The organism is Arthrobacter sp. TJ-266 (genome assembly GCF_058269115.1).
Window position 1 is genome coordinate 354,405 of the sequence record NZ_JBZCNC010000001.1, and the last position, 18,076, is coordinate 372,480.

General features: G+C 70.1%; 15 protein-coding genes. 7 read left to right on the forward strand and 8 right to left on the reverse strand.

Annotated features, from left to right (window positions below):
* The first annotated feature begins 2 nt into the window (after positions 1 to 2).
* The gene (locus AC4D12_RS01850) at positions 3 to 917 is read left to right on the forward strand and encodes an NUDIX hydrolase (protein WP_490948081.1); all 915 of its coding nucleotides are present in this window, start codon (positions 3 to 5) and stop codon (positions 915 to 917) included.
* 86 nt (positions 918 to 1,003) lie between these two features.
* Here the strand turns inward: AC4D12_RS01850 and AC4D12_RS01855 are convergent, their stop codons facing one another.
* Positions 1,004 to 1,681: a Crp/Fnr family transcriptional regulator gene (locus AC4D12_RS01855; protein WP_490948082.1), complete on the reverse strand. Its 678-nt coding sequence runs from the start codon at positions 1,679 to 1,681 to the stop codon at positions 1,004 to 1,006.
* Between the two features lie 205 nt (positions 1,682 to 1,886).
* Between AC4D12_RS01855 and AC4D12_RS01860 the strand changes: the two genes are divergently transcribed.
* Entirely contained in the window at positions 1,887 to 3,086 is a 1,200-nt protein-coding gene (locus AC4D12_RS01860) for a MarP family serine protease (protein ID WP_490948083.1), read from the forward strand.
* 25 nt (positions 3,087 to 3,111) lie between these two features.
* On the opposite strand, the gene AC4D12_RS01865 is transcribed toward AC4D12_RS01860, so the two are convergent.
* Positions 3,112 to 4,161, reverse strand: coding sequence for a DUF2332 domain-containing protein (locus AC4D12_RS01865; protein WP_490948084.1), 1,050 nt, complete (start codon positions 4,159 to 4,161; stop codon positions 3,112 to 3,114).
* 231 nt (positions 4,162 to 4,392) lie between these two features.
* Between AC4D12_RS01865 and AC4D12_RS01870 the strand changes: the two genes are divergently transcribed.
* The 3 genes from AC4D12_RS01870 to AC4D12_RS01880 all read left to right on the forward strand — a co-directional run bounded on the left by AC4D12_RS01870 (position 4,393) and on the right by AC4D12_RS01880 (position 8,128).
* Positions 4,393 to 6,084 carry an ABC transporter substrate-binding protein gene (locus AC4D12_RS01870; protein WP_490948085.1) on the forward strand — a complete coding sequence of 564 codons (1,692 nt, stop codon included), beginning with the start codon at positions 4,393 to 4,395 and terminating at the stop codon, positions 6,082 to 6,084.
* Between the two features lie 101 nt (positions 6,085 to 6,185).
* The gene (locus AC4D12_RS01875; protein WP_490948086.1) at positions 6,186 to 7,190 is read left to right on the forward strand and encodes an ABC transporter permease; all 1,005 of its coding nucleotides are present in this window, start codon (positions 6,186 to 6,188) and stop codon (positions 7,188 to 7,190) included.
* Positions 7,187 to 8,128, forward strand: a complete 942-nt coding sequence (locus AC4D12_RS01880) for an ABC transporter permease (protein WP_490948087.1) — start codon at positions 7,187 to 7,189, stop codon at positions 8,126 to 8,128. Before AC4D12_RS01875 ends, AC4D12_RS01880 begins: the two co-directional genes overlap by 4 nt.
* 120 nt (positions 8,129 to 8,248) lie before the next feature.
* On the opposite strand, the gene AC4D12_RS01885 is transcribed toward AC4D12_RS01880, so the two are convergent.
* Positions 8,249 to 9,205: a DUF5996 family protein gene (locus AC4D12_RS01885; RefSeq protein WP_490948088.1), complete on the reverse strand. Its 957-nt coding sequence runs from the start codon at positions 9,203 to 9,205 to the stop codon at positions 8,249 to 8,251.
* Positions 9,206 to 9,336: 131 nt separating this feature from the next.
* Between AC4D12_RS01885 and AC4D12_RS01890 the strand changes: the two genes are divergently transcribed.
* Complete coding sequence (locus AC4D12_RS01890) at positions 9,337 to 10,995, forward strand: reverse transcriptase family protein (RefSeq protein ID WP_490948089.1); 1,659 nt, start codon at positions 9,337 to 9,339, stop codon at positions 10,993 to 10,995.
* Between the two features lie 49 nt (positions 10,996 to 11,044).
* Here the strand turns inward: AC4D12_RS01890 and AC4D12_RS01895 are convergent, their stop codons facing one another.
* From AC4D12_RS01895 to AC4D12_RS01910, 4 genes are read right to left on the reverse strand one after another with little or no spacing between them, the layout of a single operon-like run.
* On the reverse strand, positions 11,045 to 12,925 hold the full coding sequence (locus AC4D12_RS01895; protein WP_490948090.1) for a dipeptide ABC transporter ATP-binding protein: 1,881 nt from the start codon (positions 12,923 to 12,925) through the stop codon (positions 11,045 to 11,047).
* Between the two features lie 56 nt (positions 12,926 to 12,981).
* Positions 12,982 to 13,467, reverse strand: coding sequence for a type II 3-dehydroquinate dehydratase (aroQ, locus tag AC4D12_RS01900; RefSeq protein ID WP_490948091.1), 486 nt, complete (start codon positions 13,465 to 13,467; stop codon positions 12,982 to 12,984).
* 41 nt (positions 13,468 to 13,508) lie between these two features.
* Entirely contained in the window at positions 13,509 to 14,819 is a 1,311-nt protein-coding gene (locus AC4D12_RS01905; RefSeq protein ID WP_490948092.1) for an MFS transporter, read from the reverse strand.
* 51 nt (positions 14,820 to 14,870) lie between these two features.
* A complete protein-coding gene (locus tag AC4D12_RS01910) occupies positions 14,871 to 15,452 on the reverse strand; it encodes a TetR/AcrR family transcriptional regulator (protein ID WP_490948093.1) in 582 nt (193 codons plus the stop codon).
* Between the two features lie 117 nt (positions 15,453 to 15,569).
* Between AC4D12_RS01910 and AC4D12_RS01915 the strand changes: the two genes are divergently transcribed.
* Entirely contained in the window at positions 15,570 to 15,992 is a 423-nt protein-coding gene (locus AC4D12_RS01915) for an organic hydroperoxide resistance protein (RefSeq protein ID WP_490948094.1), read from the forward strand.
* Between the two features lie 73 nt (positions 15,993 to 16,065).
* Here the strand turns inward: AC4D12_RS01915 and acs are convergent, their stop codons facing one another.
* Positions 16,066 to 18,024 (reverse strand): acetate--CoA ligase, encoded by a 1,959-nt coding sequence (gene acs / locus AC4D12_RS01920; RefSeq protein WP_490948095.1) that lies wholly within the window; start codon positions 18,022 to 18,024, stop codon positions 16,066 to 16,068.
* Between the last annotated feature and the right edge of the window lie 52 nt (positions 18,025 to 18,076).

Below are 18,076 nucleotides of genomic sequence, written 5' to 3' on the forward strand. Positions count from 1 at the left end.
CCGTGGACCGTCTCTGCACACGGCACTTCCCCGTGAACGCCGATCAGCTCACCGCCGCCCAGAGCTGGGTGGAACACGGCGAGCGGACGCCGCTGAAGGCCCGCCCGGCGTCGTCCGTGGTCCTCATCCGCGACACCGCTGTGGGTACGGAGACGTACCTCACCTACCGGCGCGGGCAGTCACCGCTCGGGGTCATCGGGTTCCCCGGCGGGAGCATCGAGGAGTCCGACGACGACGACATCCCCTGGTTCGGTCCCGCGCCCACGGTGTGGGCGAAGACGCTGGGCGTCGAGGACCACAGGGTGGCCCGCCGCCACGTGCTCTGCGCCATCCGCGAACTGTTCGAGGAGAGCGGGGTGCTGCTCGCGGGCGCGGACGCCTCCTCGCTGGTCGAGGGCACCCATGCGCGGGAGTGGATGAAGGCACGCGAGGCCATCAACGAGGGTGAGTGCAGCTTCGCGGACATCCTGAGGCGCCGCGGTCTCGGTGTCCGCACGGACCTGATCAAGCCGCTCTCGCACTGGCTGAGCCCCGACTTCGCCCACCGTCGCTTCGACACGCACTACTTCGCGGCCGCGCAGCCCGTCAACCAGGAGCCGAGCATCCTCGCCAGCAAGGGTGTGTGGGGCGAATGGCGCTGGGCCGCGCAGGAGATCGCCGACCGCGACACCACGCGTCTCGGTGACGAGGTGGGCCAGCCGAACTCCGTGGGTCGGACGCTGAGTGAACTCTCGGTGCCCGCCGTCGAGGTGATCCTCGAGAAGATCGGGTCCTCGCGCGGCTGCATCGCCTACCTCTCGCACAAGCGGCCGGTGAAGGTCTACCACCCGCAGCTCTCCGAGCAGGACGGCTCCCTCGTGCTCGAGGTCGAGTGCCCGAAGCTCACCGAGGGCGGATCGGTGCAGCGCGGCCTCTAGGTCCGGCGACCAGGTTCGCAGACCAGGTTCACCGGCCAGGTTCGACGGGCACCGCGGCGGGACGCCGGGGAGGCGTCGCCCGCGTCTCAGCGGCTGCGCTGACGGAGCCTCTGGATGTCCAGGATGACGACGGCGCGCGCCTCGAGGCGGAGCCAGCCACGCTGCACGAACTCGGCGAGGGCCTTGTTGACGGTCTCGCGGGAGGCGCCGACGAGTTGGGCCAACTCCTCCTGCGTGAGCTCGTGCGCCACGAGGACGCCGTCGGTGGCCGGACGGCCGAAGCGGTCCGCGAGATCGAGCAGGGCCTTCGCGACGCGGCCCGGGACGTCGGAGAACACCAGGTCCGCGAGGGATTCGTTGGTGCGGCGGAGACGGCGCGCAAGGGCCTGCAGCAGTTGGGCCGACACCTCTGGGCGGGTCTCGAGCAGCGTGTGGAGGTTCTCGTTGCGGAGGCCTGCGAGGCGGGTCTCCGAGACGGCGGTCGCCGTCGCGGTGCGGGGGCTCGGATCGAACAGGGCCATCTCGCCGAACAGCTCACCGGGGCCGAGGATCGCGAGGAGGTTCTCGCGTCCGTCCTGGGCCGTGCGGCCGAGCTTGATCTTGCCGGAGACGATGAAGTACAGCTGGTCGCCCTGGTCGCCCTCGCGGAACACGGACGAACCGCGCGGGAGGTCCACCTCGATGAGCTCGTCGGTCAGCGCGGCGAACACGTCGTCGCCCAGCGAAGCGAAGAGGGGCGCCCGGCGCAGTACTTCGATGTCCATGAAAACTCCTGTTGCGTCGTCGGTCGGCGGTTCCGCTCGTGTCTCCTGACCATCTTGCCGTACAGGAGCAGATGTGACGACTGATACACGCTCCGGCGCCGGGCAGCGCTCGTCCTGAGACCGTCCTGTCAGGCTGCGCGGCTAGAATCGCGGTCAGTGTCGGGAGCGCCGCCGTGTCCCGTCCCACCTCAGCCAGGGAGATCACGTGCAGGAATTCAGTGTCGGTGAGTTCACGCTCCTCGACGTCATCCTGGTGGTGGTGCTCCTCGGCTACCTGGTCACGGGACTCCGGAACGGCTTCCTCGTCACGCTCGGCGGGATCGCCGGTTTCGCCGCGGGTGCGGTGGCGGCGTTCTTCGCCATCCCGCTCGTGAGCGCCTGGGTGCCCGACAACCCCTGGCGCCTCGTCGCCGTCATCGCCACCGTCGTGGTCCTGATCGTCACGGGCCAGGCCGTCGGGTCCGCGCTCGGCGCGTCCATCCGCCGCTGGTCGGACTTCCCGCCACTCAGGGTGATCGACCGGCTCCTCGGTGGAGTGGTGAACGTGGCGGTCGCGGCGCTCGTCCTGTCCATGCTGGCCTTCAGCGTGGGCACGCTCGGCGTTCCGCTCGTGTCGCAGCAGCTCGCGGCGTCCCAGGTGATCCGCGGGATCGACTCGGTGACGCCGGGGCCGGTGCAGTCCTGGCTCGCGCAGCTGCGCACCGTCGTGGTGGACGACGGCATCCCCACCATCCTCGAGAGCGTGGGGCCCGCGACCCCCGCGGCGGTGCCGGACGCCTCCGTGGACACCCCCGAGCTCGCGGCCGCCGCGGCCTCGGTGGTGCGCATCACCGGCACCGCCTTCCAGTGCGGCCAGAACCAGACGGGCTCCGGGTTCGTCATCGCGCCCGGCCGGGTGATCACCAACGCCCACGTGGTGGCCGGCGTCAACGAGCCGGTGGTGGAGGTGCCGGGCAACGGTGCGCTGCCGGGACGGGTGGTGCAGCTGGACACCGCGCGCGACATCGCGGTGATCGCCGTCGACGGCCTCGAGGCCGCGCCGCTGGTTCTCGGCGACGAACTGGACGACGGCACGACGGCGGCCTTCGCCGGCTACCCCGCAGGCGGCCCGTACCGCATCCAGCCCGCCAGCATCCAGAACCTCTCGCCCGTGCTCGTCAACAACATCTACGGTGCGGACCCGCAGCCGCTGCAGGTCTACAGCCTCGCCGCGAACGTGCAGCAGGGGAACTCCGGCGGGCCGCTCCTCGACCTGCAGGGCCGTGTTGCCGGCGTCGTCTTCGCGAAGTCCACGGCGGACGCCCCGGTGGGGTACGCCCTGTCCCTCGAGGAGCTGCGGCCCATCGCGGAGAGCGCCCCGGACCTGCAGGACGCCGTGTCCGCGGGTCAGTGCACCCGGGGCTGACCCACCTCACCGTCCAGCCCCTCGATCAGTCCTCGGTCAGTCCCTCGATCGATTGGCCGTGCGGTCCCGTCCGGGCGACCGTGCGGCCGTTGTGCTGCAGCACGAACCGGCCGTCCAGCTCGCCCGGCGCACGCTCCAGCGCACCCGGCACGCCGGCCAGCGTGCCGTGGCCCTCGTGCGAGAGCCAGTGCACGGGGCGCGTGCGGTCGCCGACGAGCCGCATCATCGAGTCGCGGAACCGGCTCCGCCCTGCGGCGTCCACGTACGCGAGCACGGCGCTGTGGAACACGACGACGACGGCGCCCGCCGGAGCGCGCGCCACCAGGTCGGCGGTGCCGGTGACGAGATCGCCCCGGACGAGCAACGGCGGGTCGGCGCGCACCACGTCGAGGGCGGCCCGGAGGCGTTCGGCGCGGAAGGTGTGCTCCGGCCACACGAGGGCTTCCAGCCAGCGTCGATCGACGTCGTCGGACGCGTCGAGGGGATTCAGGTCGATGCCCGCCCGCCACACCACCTCGGGAAGACGGTCCGGCAGCGCGACCTCGCCGGAGACCTCGCACTCCAGCGGCGGCACGGGTGACCCGCCGCCCGGCCGGAGCTCCGTCCCGGTGACCAGCGACGCGGAGGGGGAGTAGGAGTAGGAGTAGGAGTAGGCGTAGCGGTCGGGGTACAGGCAGGCGCCGGCGGACGCGCCCACCTCCACGAGGGCGAGCGGCCGGTCCTCGCTCGCGCTGATGGCCGCGAGGTAGGGCAGCAGGACGGCGCAGCGCCCGGCCTCGTTGGTCTGGGTGGTGCGAGACTTCATGACCGAGCGGATGCCGTCCCAGTGCGCCAGCACGAAGGAGCGGAACGGGCCGTAGGCGGCGTCGTCGAGCGGTACTCCCTGGAAGCGCGCGGCGCCGAGGAGGAGGTTCGGCTGCCGGCGGGTCTCCGGGAGTCGGTCGATCAGCCCGAGCACCTCGGCGTCCCCGGCCACGCCGCTGCACCAGGCGTCGTAGAGCGGGGAGTAGCCGCGGGCCTCCACCTCCGCGAAGCGCCGGTAGCGTTCCGCCGTCGTCGTCCGGGTACCCGTCATGGTGCTCCTGTGTCGATCGTGTGTCCGCCGAGTGGCCGGCCGATGCCGGGCTGATTGCAGCGCGGCGCCGAGTGGCCCGTGATGCCAAATCGTAACCATGCACCCCGCCCAAATGACGTCCGCCGCTCTGCCGGAAGTTAGGCTCGTCACACGGATCCGCGCGCCCGGCGCTGCGATCTTTCGCGGATACACGGTTATCCGGTTCGAACCACTCGTCACAGGGAGCATCACATGACCAACCGAGGCACATCCGTGCGCGGTGCAGTCGCGAGAAAACGCGCTGCGCTCACCGCAGGGATCTCCATCGCAGCACTCCTCCTGACCGGCTGCGTGCAGAGCCAGCGCGAGGAGAACACCGGTGCCGAGGGCGAATCCGCCGTCGACGGCACCTTCGTCTTCGCGGCCTCCGCCGACCCGAAGTCGCTCGACCCCGCATTCGCCAGCGACGGCGAGTCCTTCCGCGTGAGCCGCCAGATCTTCGAGGGACTCGTGGGCGTGGAACCCGGCACCGCCGACCCGGCCCCGCTGCTCGCCGAGTCCTGGGAGACGGCCGAGGACGGCCTCTCCACGGTCTTCCAGCTCAAGGAAGGCGTCACCTTCCACGACGGCACACCCTTCAACGCCGAAGCGGTGTGCTTCAACTTCGACCGCTGGTACAACTGGACCGGCATCCAGCAGTCCGAGACGGTGGCCTACTACTACGGGTCGCTGTTCCGTGGCTTCGCCGACAGCCCCGAGAACGCGGTCTACGAGTCCTGCGAGGCGAATGGTGACAACGAGGTCACCATCAACCTCGCGAAGCCGTTCGCGGGCTTCATCGCCGCGCTCTCCCTGCCCGCCTTCGCCATGCAGAGCCCCACGGCGCTCGAGGAGTACGCGGCCGACGACATCGGCGGCACGGCCGAGACCCCCTCACTGAGCGAGTACGCGCTCGGTCACCCGGTGGGCACCGGCCCGTTCAAGTTCGACTCCTGGAACGTGGGTCAGCAGCTCGAGATCTCGATCTACGAGGACTACTGGGGCGACAAGGGGCAGATCACGAACACGATCTTCCGCATCATCGACGACCCGCAGGCGCGCCGCCAGGCGCTCGAGGCCGGTGACATCGACGGCTACGACCTCGTGGCTCCCGCCGACACGCAGTCGCTCGCGGACGCCGGCTTCAACATCACGCCGCGCGACCCGTTCACCATCCTGTACCTCGGGATGAACCAGGCCGTCCCCGAGCTCGCCGACCCCCTGGTCCGCCAGGCGATCCACCACGCGATCGACAAGCAGGCGCTCGTCGACCAGACGCTCCCCGAGGGCACCGACGTCGCCACGCAGTTCATCCCGGAGGTCGTGGACGGCTACAACGAGGACGTCACCACCTACGAGTACGACCCCGAGCGTGCGCGTGAACTGCTCGCCGAGGCCGGCTACCCGGACGGCTTCGACGTCACGTTCAACTACCCGACGAACGTCTCGCGCCCCTACATGCCGACGCCCGAGCAGGTCTTCACCAACCTGCAGGCCCAGCTCAGCGACGTCGGGATCACCGTCAACCCGGCACCCGCCGCCTGGTCGCCCGACTACCTGAACCAGGTGCAGGGCACCCCGGACCACGGTCTGCACCTCCTCGGCTGGACCGGCGACTACAACGACACCGACAACTTCATCGGTGTGTTCTTCGGTCAGGAGAAGCTCGAGTTCGGGTTCAACAACCCCGAGCTGTTCGCGGCCCTCGACGAGGCCCGCGGCATCAGTGACCGCGAGCAGCAGACGGAGCTGTACCGGGACATCAACGAGCAGATCGCCGAGTACAACCCGGCCGTGCCGCTCGCACACCCGGCGCCCTCCTTGGCGTTCGCACCCCGCGTGACGTCCTACCCGGCCAGCCCGGTCAACGACGAGGTCTTCACGGACATCGAGCTGAGCGAGTAGTAGCAGTACCCGGATGGAGCCGGTCCCTGTCAGGGGGCCGGCTCCATCCGCGCTGTACCACCCCTGCCCGGCCTCGGCCGGACAACCGGAAGGAACCTCCCGTGTTACGCGTCATCGGCAAGCGGATAGCCCTGCTCATCCCCACGTTGTTCGGACTGTCCGTCCTCCTGTTCCTCTGGGTGCGCAGCCTGCCCGGGGGCCCCGCGACGGCCCTGCTCGGGGAGCGGGCCACACCCGAGGCCGTGGCCCGGGTCAACGAGCTGTACGGTTTCGACCAGCCGCTCATCGTGCAGTACCTCACCTACATCGGCAAACTGCTGCAGGGTGATTTCGGGGTGTCCATCAACACCGGCCGCCCGGTCCTCGAGGAGTTCGCCACGCGGTTCCCCGCGACCATCGAGCTCACCGTCGTCGCCCTGATCTTCGCGATCGGCGTGGGCATTCCGCTCGGGTACCTGGCGGCACGGAACTACGGGCGGATCCTCGACCACAGCTCGGTGGTCCTCAGCCTGATCGGCATCACGGTGCCGGTGTTCTTCCTCGCGTTCATCCTCAAGTACCTCTTCGCCATCCAGTGGTCCCTGCTGCCGCCCGACGGCCGGCAGGACGCCCGGATCGACGCGACGCACTACACGCAGTTCTACGTGCTGGACGGCCTCCTCACGGGTGAGTACGACGCCGCGTGGGACGCGGTGCTCCACCTCATCCTCCCGGGGCTCGCCCTCGGCACCATCCCGCTGGCGATCATCGTCCGCATCACGCGCGCCTCGGTGCTCGAGGTGCAGAACGCGGACTACGTCCGCACCGCCCGCGCGAAGGGACTCATGGAGAAGACCATCCGCGGCAGCTTCATCCTCCGCAACGCGTTGCTGCCCGTGGTCACGACCATCGGGCTCCAGCTCGGCCTGCTCATCTCGGGAGCCGTGCTCACCGAGACCGTCTTCGCGTTCAACGGCATCGGCCGGTTCCTGCGGGACGCGATCTTCGGCCTGGACTACCCCGTGCTGCAGGGCTTCATCATCTTCATCGCGATCCTCTACGCCCTGATCAACCTGATCGTCGACCTGTCCTACTCCGTCATCGACCCGAGGGTGCGTGTGCAATGAGTACCATCCTGCCTCCCGCCGCCGGCGGTTCAGCCGCCCCCAACGACCCGGCCATCGACACCGGCCGCGGCACCGGTCTCTGGAAGGACGCCTTCCTCCGACTCCGGAAGAACCCGCAGGCCATCGTGGGCGCCGTCATCATCGGGCTGTTCCTGCTGGTGGCCCTCCTCGCGCCCCTGCTGGCCCCCTACGGCGGCAACGACCTCCCGGGCCGCACCTCGATCACGCCCACCACCATCCCCGGGCCCGGGGAGATCGACGGCTTCCCGCTCGGCCTCGACCGGTTCGGCGGTGACGTCCTCTCGAAGCTCATCTGGGGCGCGCAGGCCTCGCTCCTGATCGGTGTGGTCTCCACAGCGCTCGGGCTCGCGGGCGGCATGCTGCTCGGCGTCCTCGCCGGTGGCCTCGGCGGCTGGGTGGACAACGTGATCATGCGCTTCGTGGACATCCTGCTCTCCGTGCCGAACCTGCTCCTCGCCGTCAGCATCGCCGCGGTACTCGGTCAGGGCGCGTACGCGATCATGATCGCCATCGGCGTCTCGCAGATCCCCATCTTCGCGAGGCTCCTGCGCTCGTCGATGCTCTCGCAGCGCGGCGCGGACTACATCCTCGCGGCGCAGACCCTCGGGCTCAGCCGCCGCACCATCACCATGAGCCACCTGCTGCCGAACAGCATGGGGCCCGTGATCGTGCAGGCCACCCTGACGCTCGCCACCGCCGTCATCGACGCCGCGGCGCTGTCCTTCCTCGGGCTCGGTGGCGGGCTTCCCCAGGCCGCGGAGTGGGGCCGCATGCTCACCTACGCGCAGGCAGAGCTCGCCGTCGCCCCCCAGCTGGCCTTCCTCCCTGGCGCCTGCATCGCCATCACCGCGCTCGGCTTCACCCTGCTCGGGGAGTCACTGCGTGAGGCGCTCGACCCGAAGACCCGGAGGAAGTAGACCACCGCTCACAGCACGACACACAGACGGCCATCACCTGCAGAGGTGGTGGCCGTCGGTGTGTCCGGGGTCCGCGCGGCCCACGAGCGAAGCACCGCGCCGTCGTGCGGTCGAGCGGTCCTAGGGGCGGGCGTGCTGGTCGAGCCGGTGGGGGTCGATGACGAGGCCCTCGTCCCACGAACCCGTGGTCTCGGCCGCGCGGTAGGTGGCGCGGAAGAACGCGAGGGCGGTGGCGTCGGGGTCCGCGGACGTCCGCACGGCCTCGTAGGGCAGCAGGAACTGGCGGAACTCCTCGCTGTAGAAGGCGCCCTCGACGTCGATGGGGGTGTCCTTGTAGCCCTCCGGTTCCGGGTACGCGTAGGAGTAGAACGCGCCCTCCTCCCCTCCGCCGGGCCAGAACCCGCAGCTCGAGAGTTCGTGGGAGTAGCCCTCCACCATGACCCAGTCCCCGCAGTTCGGGGCTCCACCCGGGTGCGTCGGGGCGGGCCTGCCGGAGAAGCGCGTGCAGGCGAGGTCCATGGCGCCCCAGAAGAAGTGCACCGGGCTGACCTTACCGAGGAACTCGGCGCGGAAGAGGGTCATCACGCGGTCCGCCTGCATGAGCTGCCGCCAGAACGCCGCGACCGCGTCGCCGTCGTAGGAGTCGTTGTGGTGGTCCTCGGCGAACGGCACCGCGGGGTCCACCTCGGTGGGCACGGGCCGGATCGGCGCATCGATGTCGAGCTCCGCGAGTGCCGCCATGACGCGCTCGTGGAAGCGGGCCACGGACTGCGGCTCGAGGGGGACCGTACGGTGCCCGCCCGAGCTGCTGCGCACCACGAGCTGGTGCGCGACGACGTCGAACTCGAGGTCGAACAGCCCGCCGCGGTAGGGGATGGAGGACGTCCCGAGACCGCGCGGCGTCACGTAGAGGGGCACCTGCCACCAGTGGTTGACGAGGGGGGCGTGCAGCATGCGGACCTTGCCCACCACCTGCAGCCACATGTGGAGGGTCGCCCGGGTGTCCGCCCAGTCCGCGACGCGCAGCGCGGGCCACGCCTCCGGCGTCGTCGTTCCCTGTGCTGTTCCGGTCTTCATGGACGTCCCGCCGTTCGCTCGTCTGTTCAGTGCTGACGCCAATCTATGCGCCCACCGGGTGCTGGTACAGCTCGCCGGGGGAGCCCCTTGCTAGGGTGAGCCCGACGGGCCCCGGCCGAGGCGGATCGCGCATGCTGTGCGTGGTCCTCTCCGGGGTTACCCCGGGGCACGCAGACCGACCAGGACCGGAGCACCTCAGGCGCCCGACTGCGCTCCGCGCAGCTCAGCGCCCGAACAGGAGGCAGGTCGGCCGGGGCCCGTCGCACGATCGCGAGGACCGAGGGGGAGCCACGGACAGCACGGAGTCGACGGCGGCCGGTGGCACCCGCCCGCCTTTTCCGCGCGGAGGCGGGAGCGTCACGCCCGCGTCGCAGGTCCTCGCCCGCCAGCCGTCACCGGGAGCCGACGGCCTCGCCCATCTCCTCGCGACGGCCTTCCTCGAGGCTGCCGAGTGGGAGCGGGAGCATCTCGTCGCCGCGGGTGCCCTGATCCTCGGGGCGCGGCGGCGCTGGCTCGGCCCGCTGGTGCGTGCGGTGCTCTCGGGCTACCCGCGGCACCCCTCGGGCGCCCGCCGCGAGCTGGCCAGCTGGATCCTCGCGCAGCCGGTGTTCACCACCGCGGTGGCGAAGGCGGCGCGGCGCGGTGAGCCGATCCGCCCCGAGCGGTTCCTTCTCGAGCCGTCGGGAGAGCCGTCGTCGGCACCGGCCTCGGACTCGGTTCCGGCCTCGGGAACGGTTTCGGCCTCGGACGCAGTCCACTACGACGGGCCGGGACCCGGCGGTACCGATGCCGCGGACCTGGCCTGGCTGGCCCGCGAGCTGCGCCTGACGCCGGGGGAGCTGGACTGGTTCGCGGACACCCGCCTCTGGAACCGTCGGGAGGGCGACGACGCACTGAGGCACTACCGCTGCGTGTGGCGTGTCCGGCCGGGTCGCGTGCCGCGGCTCCTCGAAGTGCCGGGCCTCCGGCTCCGGACGGTGCAGCGCCGGGTGCTCGACCGCATCCTCACGCCCTTGCCCCTGCACCCGGCTGCCCACGGGTTCGTTCCCGGTCGCAGCGCCCGGAGCAACGCCGCGCCGCACGCGGGCGCCGAGGTGGTGATCTCCCTGGACCTCACCGCGTTCTTCGCGCACGTCACCCCGGGGCGCGTCTTCGGTGCGCTGCGCCGGGCCGGGTACCCGGAGGCGACAGCGCACACGATCACGGGCCTCTGCACGCACTCCGTGCCCGAGGCCGTGCTGCGGGCCATGCCGGACGGCGGTACGCCCGCCGACCGCTTCGCACTGCTGCAGGCGTTGCGCGCACCCCACCTACCACAGGGTGCGCCGTCGTCGCCCGCCCTCGCGAATCTCGCCGTGCGACGGCTCGACGCACGGCTGACCGGCTGGGCCGAGCGCGCCGGCGGCGTCTATACGCGGTATGCGGACGATCTCGCCTTCAGCGGCCCCGCGGGTCTGCGCCGGCGGGCCGACGCCTTCGTCCGCGGCGTGGAGCGCATCGTCGCGGACGAGGGGTATGCGGTGAACCGGACCAAGACGCGCATCCGCGGGGCGTCCGTCCGGCAGTCGGTGACCGGCGTCGTCGTCAATGCGCACCCCAACGTGACGCGCGCGGAGTACGACCGCCTGAGGGCGATCCTGCACAACTGCCGCGTGCATGGGGTGGAGTCCCAACGACGCGGCCACCCGGCGTTCCGCGAGCACGTCGCGGGCAGGATCGCCTGGGTGTGCCATCTCAACCCCGCGCGCGGGCAGGGGCTGCGGGAGGCCTTCGCCCGGATCGACTGGTGATCGATCCGGGCCACCCGATTCTCGGCGGTTCGGGGCCTGGCGGGGGACGCTACGAGGCGATGTCCTGCTCGATGTTGAGCTCGTTCCCCGGGATCGACGCGAGGAGCTTCCGCGTGTACGGGTGGCGCGCGTTCTGGAAGACCTCCTCGGAACTCGCGGCCTCCACCAGTTCGCCGTCCTTCATCACGCAGACGTAGTCGGAGATGAGGCGCACCACGGCGAGGTCGTGGGAGATGAACAGGTAGCTGAGACCGAGTTCGGACTGCAGGTCACCCAGCAGCGTGAGGATCTGCGCCTGCACCAGGACGTCGAGCGCGGAGACGGGCTCGTCGCACACGATCAGTTCCGGCTGCAGCGCGAGGGCCCGGGCGATCGCCACACGCTGCCGCTGCCCGCCGGAGAGCTCCGCCGGGTAGCGCCGCAGCGCGTTCTGGGGGAGGGAGACCTGGTCCATCAGTTCCCGGACCCTGGCCGAGCGCTCCTTCTTCGAGCCGCGCTTGTACGCGTTGAGGGGTTCCTCGACGATGCGCTCGATGGTGAACATCGGGTTCAGCGAGGAGTACGGGTCCTGGAAGATCGGCTGGACGCGCTGCCGGAAGTCGTTGAGCTGCGCCTTGTCCAGGGTGGCGACGTCCATGCCGTCGAAGGTCATGGTCCCCGACGTCGGCTCGATGAGCTTGAGCAGCATGCGCGCCGTCGTCGTCTTGCCCGAGCCCGATTCGCCCACGATCGCGACGGTCTGCCCGCGCGGGACATCGAGCGTCACGTTTTTCGCCGCGTAGAAGTCCTCCTTGCTGCCGCGCCGCTTGTAGATCTTCGTCAGGTCGCGGAGCTCCACGATGTTCGCGGGAGGGGTGTGAGCGGCAGCGGCGGGCGCGCCGGTCGGGCGGTCGGACGACGTCGTCGCCGCATGGGCGCCGGAACCGGTCCGCTCTGCGGGCGCAGCTGCATCCGAGGACACGTCAGTGCTCGCAGCCCGATCGGTGGTCGCGGCGCCGTCGCGATCTGCTTCGTGCTCCGCGTAGACGGCCTCGGCGAGCTTGAGGCGGGACGCGGCGTCGGTCGTGAAGGCGCCGGGGCGCAGGCGGACGGCCGCCACGCTCGGTGCCGCCTTGACCAGGGACTGGGTGTACGGGTGCTGCGGATCGTTCAGCAGCTGCTGCGCCGGACCCACCTCGACCACGCGGCCGCGGTGCATCACCACGAGCTGGGAGGCGCGCTCGGCGGCGAGACCGAGGTCGTGCGTGATGAGCAGCACGGACGTACCGAGATGCTCGGTCATCGAGTCGATCTGGTCCAGGATGGTGCGCTGCACCGTCACGTCGAGGGCCGACGTCGGCTCGTCCGCGATCAGCAGGCGCGGCTGGCACGCGAGGCCGATCGCGATGAGCGCCCGCTGGCGCATGCCGCCCGAGAACTCGTGCGGGTACTGCTTGGCGCGCTCACCGGCGTCGGGCAGTCCCGCCGCGGTCAGCACGTCGATGACCCGCTGCTTGACGTTCTTCTTCGTCGCCATGCCGTGGACGAGGAGCGTCTCGGCGACCTGCGTGCCGATCTTCGTGACCGGGTTGAGGTTGGACATCGGGTCCTGTGGCACGAGTCCGATCGCGCGGCCGCGGATGGAGCGCATCTTCGACTCGGCCAGACCCACGAGGTCCTGGCCCTCGAAGAGGATGCTGCCGGACGTGACCCGGCCGTTGCCCGGGAGCAGGCCGATGCAGGCCATGGCCGTGGTGGACTTGCCGGATCCCGACTCCCCGACGATCGCGAGCGCGCTGCCGCGCTGCAGCGTGAAACTGGCGTCCTCGACGGCATGGACCTCGCCGTGCGTGGTCCGGAAGCTCACGGCGAGGTTGCGCACCTCGAGCAGGGGAGCGTCGGGATTCAGGGGCAGGCCGGTCGCGCCGTCCTCAGGGGTGATGTCCGTCATAGGACCATCGTGCCCTATCACCGCCGTCGCCCCCGCGCGGCGTCGCCCGTCCGGGTCTAACGTTCCGGGAACGATGCGCTGCCGGCGCCGCCCGCCGGCACCAGTGTCGAGGCGAGGTGATCGACGGCGAGGCGGTACCCGTCCACGCCCGCACCGACGATCACGGCGTCGGCCACGCCCGAGATGTAGGAGTGATGACGGAAGTCCTCACGCCGGTGCACGTTGCTGATGTGCACCTCGACCACGGGCAGGCCGACGCCGGCCAGGGCGTCCCTGATGGCGATCGAGGTGTGCGTGAAGGCGCCCGCGTTGATGACGATGCCCGCGGACGTCGACCGCGCGGCGTGGATGGCATCGATCAGCACGCCCTCGTGGTTGGACTGCACGGCCGTCGTGGTGCACCCCCTCGCACGGGCTGCCTCCTCGGCCACACGCAGCACGTCGTCCAGGGTCGCCGTCCCGTAGACGTCCGGTTCCCTGGTGCCCAGCAGGTTCAGGTTCGGTCCGTTGACCACGAGGATGGAGGGTGCGGGCGGCGTCATGCCTCAACTATGCCGCACCCGTGCTGCGCCGGCGCGTGGGCTCAGGCGCCGGCATCCGCGACGAGGCGGGCGCGCAGGCGCACGGCGCCGAGCGCCCCTGCCACGGTCACGAGGCTCATCACCGCGAGGACGACGCCGGGGTGCCACCACGCGCCGTCGGTGGCGATGCCGAACTGCTGGGTGATGGACGGCGCGAATCCGGCGATGATCGCGGCGATGCTGTAGGCGAAGGAGAGGGCGGTGTACGCCGTCGTCGGCTCGAAGATGTCCGCCATGAGGCCGCCGAGGGCGGCCCAGCTCGCCGTCGGCAGGATGCCTCCGAGGATGATCGCGGCGATGTACATCGGCTCGGTCGCGATGCTGATGATCCAGTACAGCGGGAAGGCGATCACGGCCGTCCCGAGGGCCCCGCCGGCGACGACCTTCGCGGAGCCGATGCGCATCGCGAGGTAGCCGAACGCCGGGATGGTGCCGAGCTGGAGGATCGACCCGATGAGGGCGGCGTTGAGCACCGTGGCCTGGGAGAGGCCGAGCGTCTCGGTTCCGTAGGCCTGGGTGTAGGTGACCATGAGGAAGTAGGAGCCGATGCCGAGGACCGCTGCGGCGATGGCGACGACGATCGCGGCCGGCTGCGACCTCAGGACCTCGAGGAAGGGGATGCGGGGCAGTTGGTGCCCCTCGCTCGCCTGCTTGAACACGGGTGTCTCGTCGATGGCCAGGCGCAGGTAGAGGGCGACGGCGAGGAACGGGAACGCGAGCAGGAACGGGATGCGCCAGCCCCAGGTGGTCATGATGTCCGGGGCCACGACCGTCAGCACCAGGAAGATGGCCGAGATCAGCATGGTGCCCACGGGGGAGCCGAGCTGGGGGATCGATGCGTACAGCGCCCGCTTGCGGGGTTCGGCGTGCTCGGTGGCGATCAGGATGGAGCCGCCCCACTCGCCTCCCAGCGAGAGTCCCTGCAGGAAGCGCAGCGCGGTGAGGATGATGGGCGCCCAGATGCCGATGGTGGTGTAGTCGGGCAGCAGGCCCACGGTGCCCGTCGCGAGGCCCATGAGGGTGATGGTCCAGATCAGGGTGCGTTTGCGGCCGATCCTGTCCCCGAGGTGCCCGAAGAGGATGGCGCCGAGCGGGCGGGCGACGAACCCCATGGCGAACACGAGGAAGGCCGAGAGGGTCCCTGCCAGGGGATCCTGCTCGCTGAAGAAGACGACGTTGAACACGAGCGCGGCGGCGGTGCCGAACACGTAGAAGTCATAGGACTCGAGGGCTGTCCCCACGAAGGAGGCTCCGGCGACGCGGCGGGCCATGCGGGGGTTCGTGACGGGAGGCTGCTGAAGGGTTGTGGACACGCTGATATCTTCCTCTCGCCGGCGCGCCGGGGCCACGTTTCAGGACGAAGGTCACAGGGGTGGACGCGCAGACCTGTGAGCGCCGACGAGAGCGCGGCCGGCCGTCAGGAGGGATGCGGTCACGGCCGTCGGATCGCTCATGAAACCGTGCACCATGGCGCCGTCGCGCAGCATGATCAGTTGATGCGCCACAGCCTCGGGTGCCTCCACCCCTAGCGTGGTCAGCTGTTCCGTCACCACCGCGTGGAGCCACGCCCTGTACCGCCAGACGGCGTCGCGCACCGCACCGCCCTCGGCCGGGTACTCCGCCGCGGCGTTGATGAAGACGCACCCGCGGAACCCGGGCCGGCAGGCGGCCTTCCCATTGGCCTCGGCCAGCCACTCGAGCAGGCTGCAGGCATCGCGGCCCGCCCTCACCTGCTGCTCCACGGCGTTCTGGAGCAGCCCGAGCTGTTGCTCGAGATAGGCGACCACCAGGTGGTCCTTCGAGGGGTAGTGCCGGTAGAACGTGACCTTCGTGGTGGCGGCGTCGGCAATCACCTTGTCCGCACTGACGGCCCGGATGCTGGTGGTGTCGAAGAGTCGCGTGGCGGACGCGAGGATGCGCTCCCGCACGGGTACCTGAAGCGGCATGACTGATCCTTCCCATCGATTGCTCGCAACCCCGCATCAGATTTCACCTGAGTAGAGTTACTGGTTAGTCTACTAGGGAGCGGCCACCTGAGCCGCCGGGACGAAAGGATCGACACCATGAGTGCTCTCTACACCGCAGTGGCCACTGCAACAGGAGATGGACGCAACGGAGAAGCGCGTACCGACGACGGCCAGCTCGTCGTCGACCTCGCCGTCCCCAAGGAGATGGGCGGGGCAGGCGGCGCCACCAACCCCGAGCAGCTCTTCGCCGTCGGCTACGCCGCCTGCTTCCACAGCGCCCTGAAGCTCGTCGCGGGCCGCAGCAGGGCGAAGATCAGCGACACCGCGGTCACCGCCGAGGTCAGCATCAACCCGGTCGACGGCGGAGGTTTCCAGCTCGCCGTGGCCCTGCACGCGGAGATCGGCGGCGTGGACCAGGATATGGCGGACTCCCTCGTGGAGCAGGCCCACCAGGTGTGCCCCTACTCGAATGCCACGCGCGGCAACATCGAGGTCACGGTCGACGCCACCATCGGCTGATCCGGACCTGACACGCGAAAGGCCCCCGCCTGCGCGGGGGCCTTTCGCGTGTTCGCCTACTTCCGCAGTTCGGCTACTTCCGCAGGGAGACTGCGATCTGCTGCATGATCGTCGGATCGGACAGCGTCGTGGCGTCGCCGACCTCCCGGCCCTCCGCGACGTCCTTGAGCAGGCGGCGCATGATCTTCCCGCTGCGGGTCTTCGGCAGTTCCGGGACCACCAGGATGTTCCGCGGCTTCGCGATGGGGCCGATCTCCTTCGCCACGTGGTTCCGCAGCGTCGTGACGATGTCGTCGTCGTCCTTCGCGGATCCGCGGAGGATCACGAACGCGACCACCGCCTCACCGGTCGTCTCGTCACTCGCCCCGACGACGGCGGCCTCCGCCACCGACGGGTGGCTCACGAGCGCCGACTCGATCTCGGTGGTCGAGAGGCGATGGCCCGAGATGTTCATGACGTCGTCCACCCTGCCCAGGAGCCAGATGTCGCCGTCGCTGTCCTTCTTGGCGCCGTCGCCCGCGAAGTACATGGCGTCGAACCGCGACCAGTAGGTGTCCTTGAACCGCTGCGGGTCGCCCCAGATGCCGCGCAGCATCGACGGCCACGGTTCGCGGATCACGAGATAGCCGCCGGAGCCGTTCGGCACCGATTCGCCCATCTCGTCGACGACGTCGATCGCGATGCCGGGGACCGCCACCTGCGCCGAGCCGGGCTTGGTCGCGGTGACCCCGGGCATGGGGGCGATCATGTGCGCGCCCGTCTCGGTCTGCCACCACGTATCGACGATCGGCGCGTTGCCGCCGCCGATGACCTCGCGGTACCACATCCAGGCCTCGGGGTTGATGGGCTCCCCGACGGAGCCGAGTACGCGGATCGAGGTGAGGTCGTACTTCTTCGGGATGTCCCGGCCCCACTTCATGAACGTGCGGATGGCCGTCGGGGCCGTGTACAGGATGCTGACCTTGTACTTCTCGATCAGCTCCCACCACCGGCCCTGGTGCGGGGTGTCCGGCGTCCCCTCGTACATGAGCTGCGTGGCGCCGTTCACCAGCGGCGCGTAGGTGACATAGCTGTGGCCCGTCACCCAGCCGATGTCCGCGGTGCACCAGAATACGTCCGTCTCCGGCCGGAGGTCGAAGGTGTTCCTGTGCGTGAACGCGGTCTGCGCGAGGTAGCCGCCGGTGGTGTGCAGGATCCCCTTGGGCTTCCCGGTGGTACCGGACGTGTAGAGGATGAAGAGGGGGTGCTCGGCATCGTGCGCGACGGCGGTGTGCTCGTCCGAGGCGCCCTCGACGACGTCGTGCCACCAGACGTCCCGGCCCTCCGTCCACTCGACGGGCTCGTTGTTGCGCCGCACGACGACCACATTCGTGACGGTGTGACCGTCCTTCTCGAGGGCGCCGTCCACCGCGGGCTTCAGGGCGCTGGGCTTGCCGCGCCGGTAGGTGCCGTCGGACGTGACGACGAGCTTCGCCTCGGCGTCGTCGATGCGGCTGCGGAGGGCGTCCGCGGAGAACCCGCCGAACACCACCGAGTGCACTGCCCCGATGCGCGCGCACGCGAGCATGGTGACGACGGCCTCGGGGATCATGGGCAGGTACACCGCGACGCGGTCGCCCTTCTGCACGCCGAGCGATTCGAAGGCGTTCGCGGCCTTCTTGACCTCCTGCGTCAGCTCCGCATAGGTGATGGTGCGGGTGTCGCCGGGCTCACCCTCGAAGTGGATGGCCACGCGGTCACCGAGCCCGGCCTCGACGTGGCGGTCGAGCGCGTTGTACGCGGCGTTGATCGTCCCTCCGACGAACCATTTGGCGAAGGGAGCGTCCGACCAGTCCAGGGTCTGGGTGAAATCGGTGTCCCACGTCAGGAGCGCGCGGGCCTGCGCGGCCCAGAATTCCGCACCCTGCGCGCGCGCCTCGTCGTAGAGGGACGGCTGGGCGACGGCGTTCGCGGCGAAGTCGGCGCTGGGGGGGAAGCGGCGTTCCTCGTGCAGCAGGTTCTCGAAGGCGTCGCCTTGTCGCTCGGCGTTCATGGTCTTACCCCTTTGGTGGCGTGTCGAAGACGGTGATGATGAAGGTCGGCAG

What these genes read in the sequence shown, in the direction of transcription:
- AC4D12_RS01855 (WP_490948082.1), bottom strand. Translation starts at nt 1,681, where the DNA reads ATGGACATCGAAGTACTGCGCCGGGCGCCCCTCTTCGCTTCGCTGGGC.
- AC4D12_RS01890 (WP_490948089.1), top strand. Translation starts at nt 9,337, where the DNA reads ATGCTGTGCGTGGTCCTCTCCGGGGTTACCCCGGGGCACGCAGACCGA.
- AC4D12_RS01885 (WP_490948088.1), bottom strand. Translation starts at nt 9,205, where the DNA reads ATGAAGACCGGAACAGCACAGGGAACGACGACGCCGGAGGCGTGGCCC.
- AC4D12_RS01870 (WP_490948085.1), top strand. Translation starts at nt 4,393, where the DNA reads ATGACCAACCGAGGCACATCCGTGCGCGGTGCAGTCGCGAGAAAACGC.
- AC4D12_RS01895 (WP_490948090.1), bottom strand. Translation starts at nt 12,925, where the DNA reads ATGACGGACATCACCCCTGAGGACGGCGCGACCGGCCTGCCCCTGAAT.
- AC4D12_RS01865 (WP_490948084.1), bottom strand. Translation starts at nt 4,161, where the DNA reads ATGACGGGTACCCGGACGACGACGGCGGAACGCTACCGGCGCTTCGCG.
- AC4D12_RS01880 (WP_490948087.1), top strand. Translation starts at nt 7,187, where the DNA reads ATGAGTACCATCCTGCCTCCCGCCGCCGGCGGTTCAGCCGCCCCCAAC.
- AC4D12_RS01915 (WP_490948094.1), top strand. Translation starts at nt 15,570, where the DNA reads ATGAGTGCTCTCTACACCGCAGTGGCCACTGCAACAGGAGATGGACGC.
- acs (WP_490948095.1), bottom strand. Translation starts at nt 18,024, where the DNA reads ATGAACGCCGAGCGACAAGGCGACGCCTTCGAGAACCTGCTGCACGAG.
- aroQ (WP_490948091.1), bottom strand. Translation starts at nt 13,467, where the DNA reads ATGACGCCGCCCGCACCCTCCATCCTCGTGGTCAACGGACCGAACCTG.
- AC4D12_RS01910 (WP_490948093.1), bottom strand. Translation starts at nt 15,452, where the DNA reads ATGCCGCTTCAGGTACCCGTGCGGGAGCGCATCCTCGCGTCCGCCACG.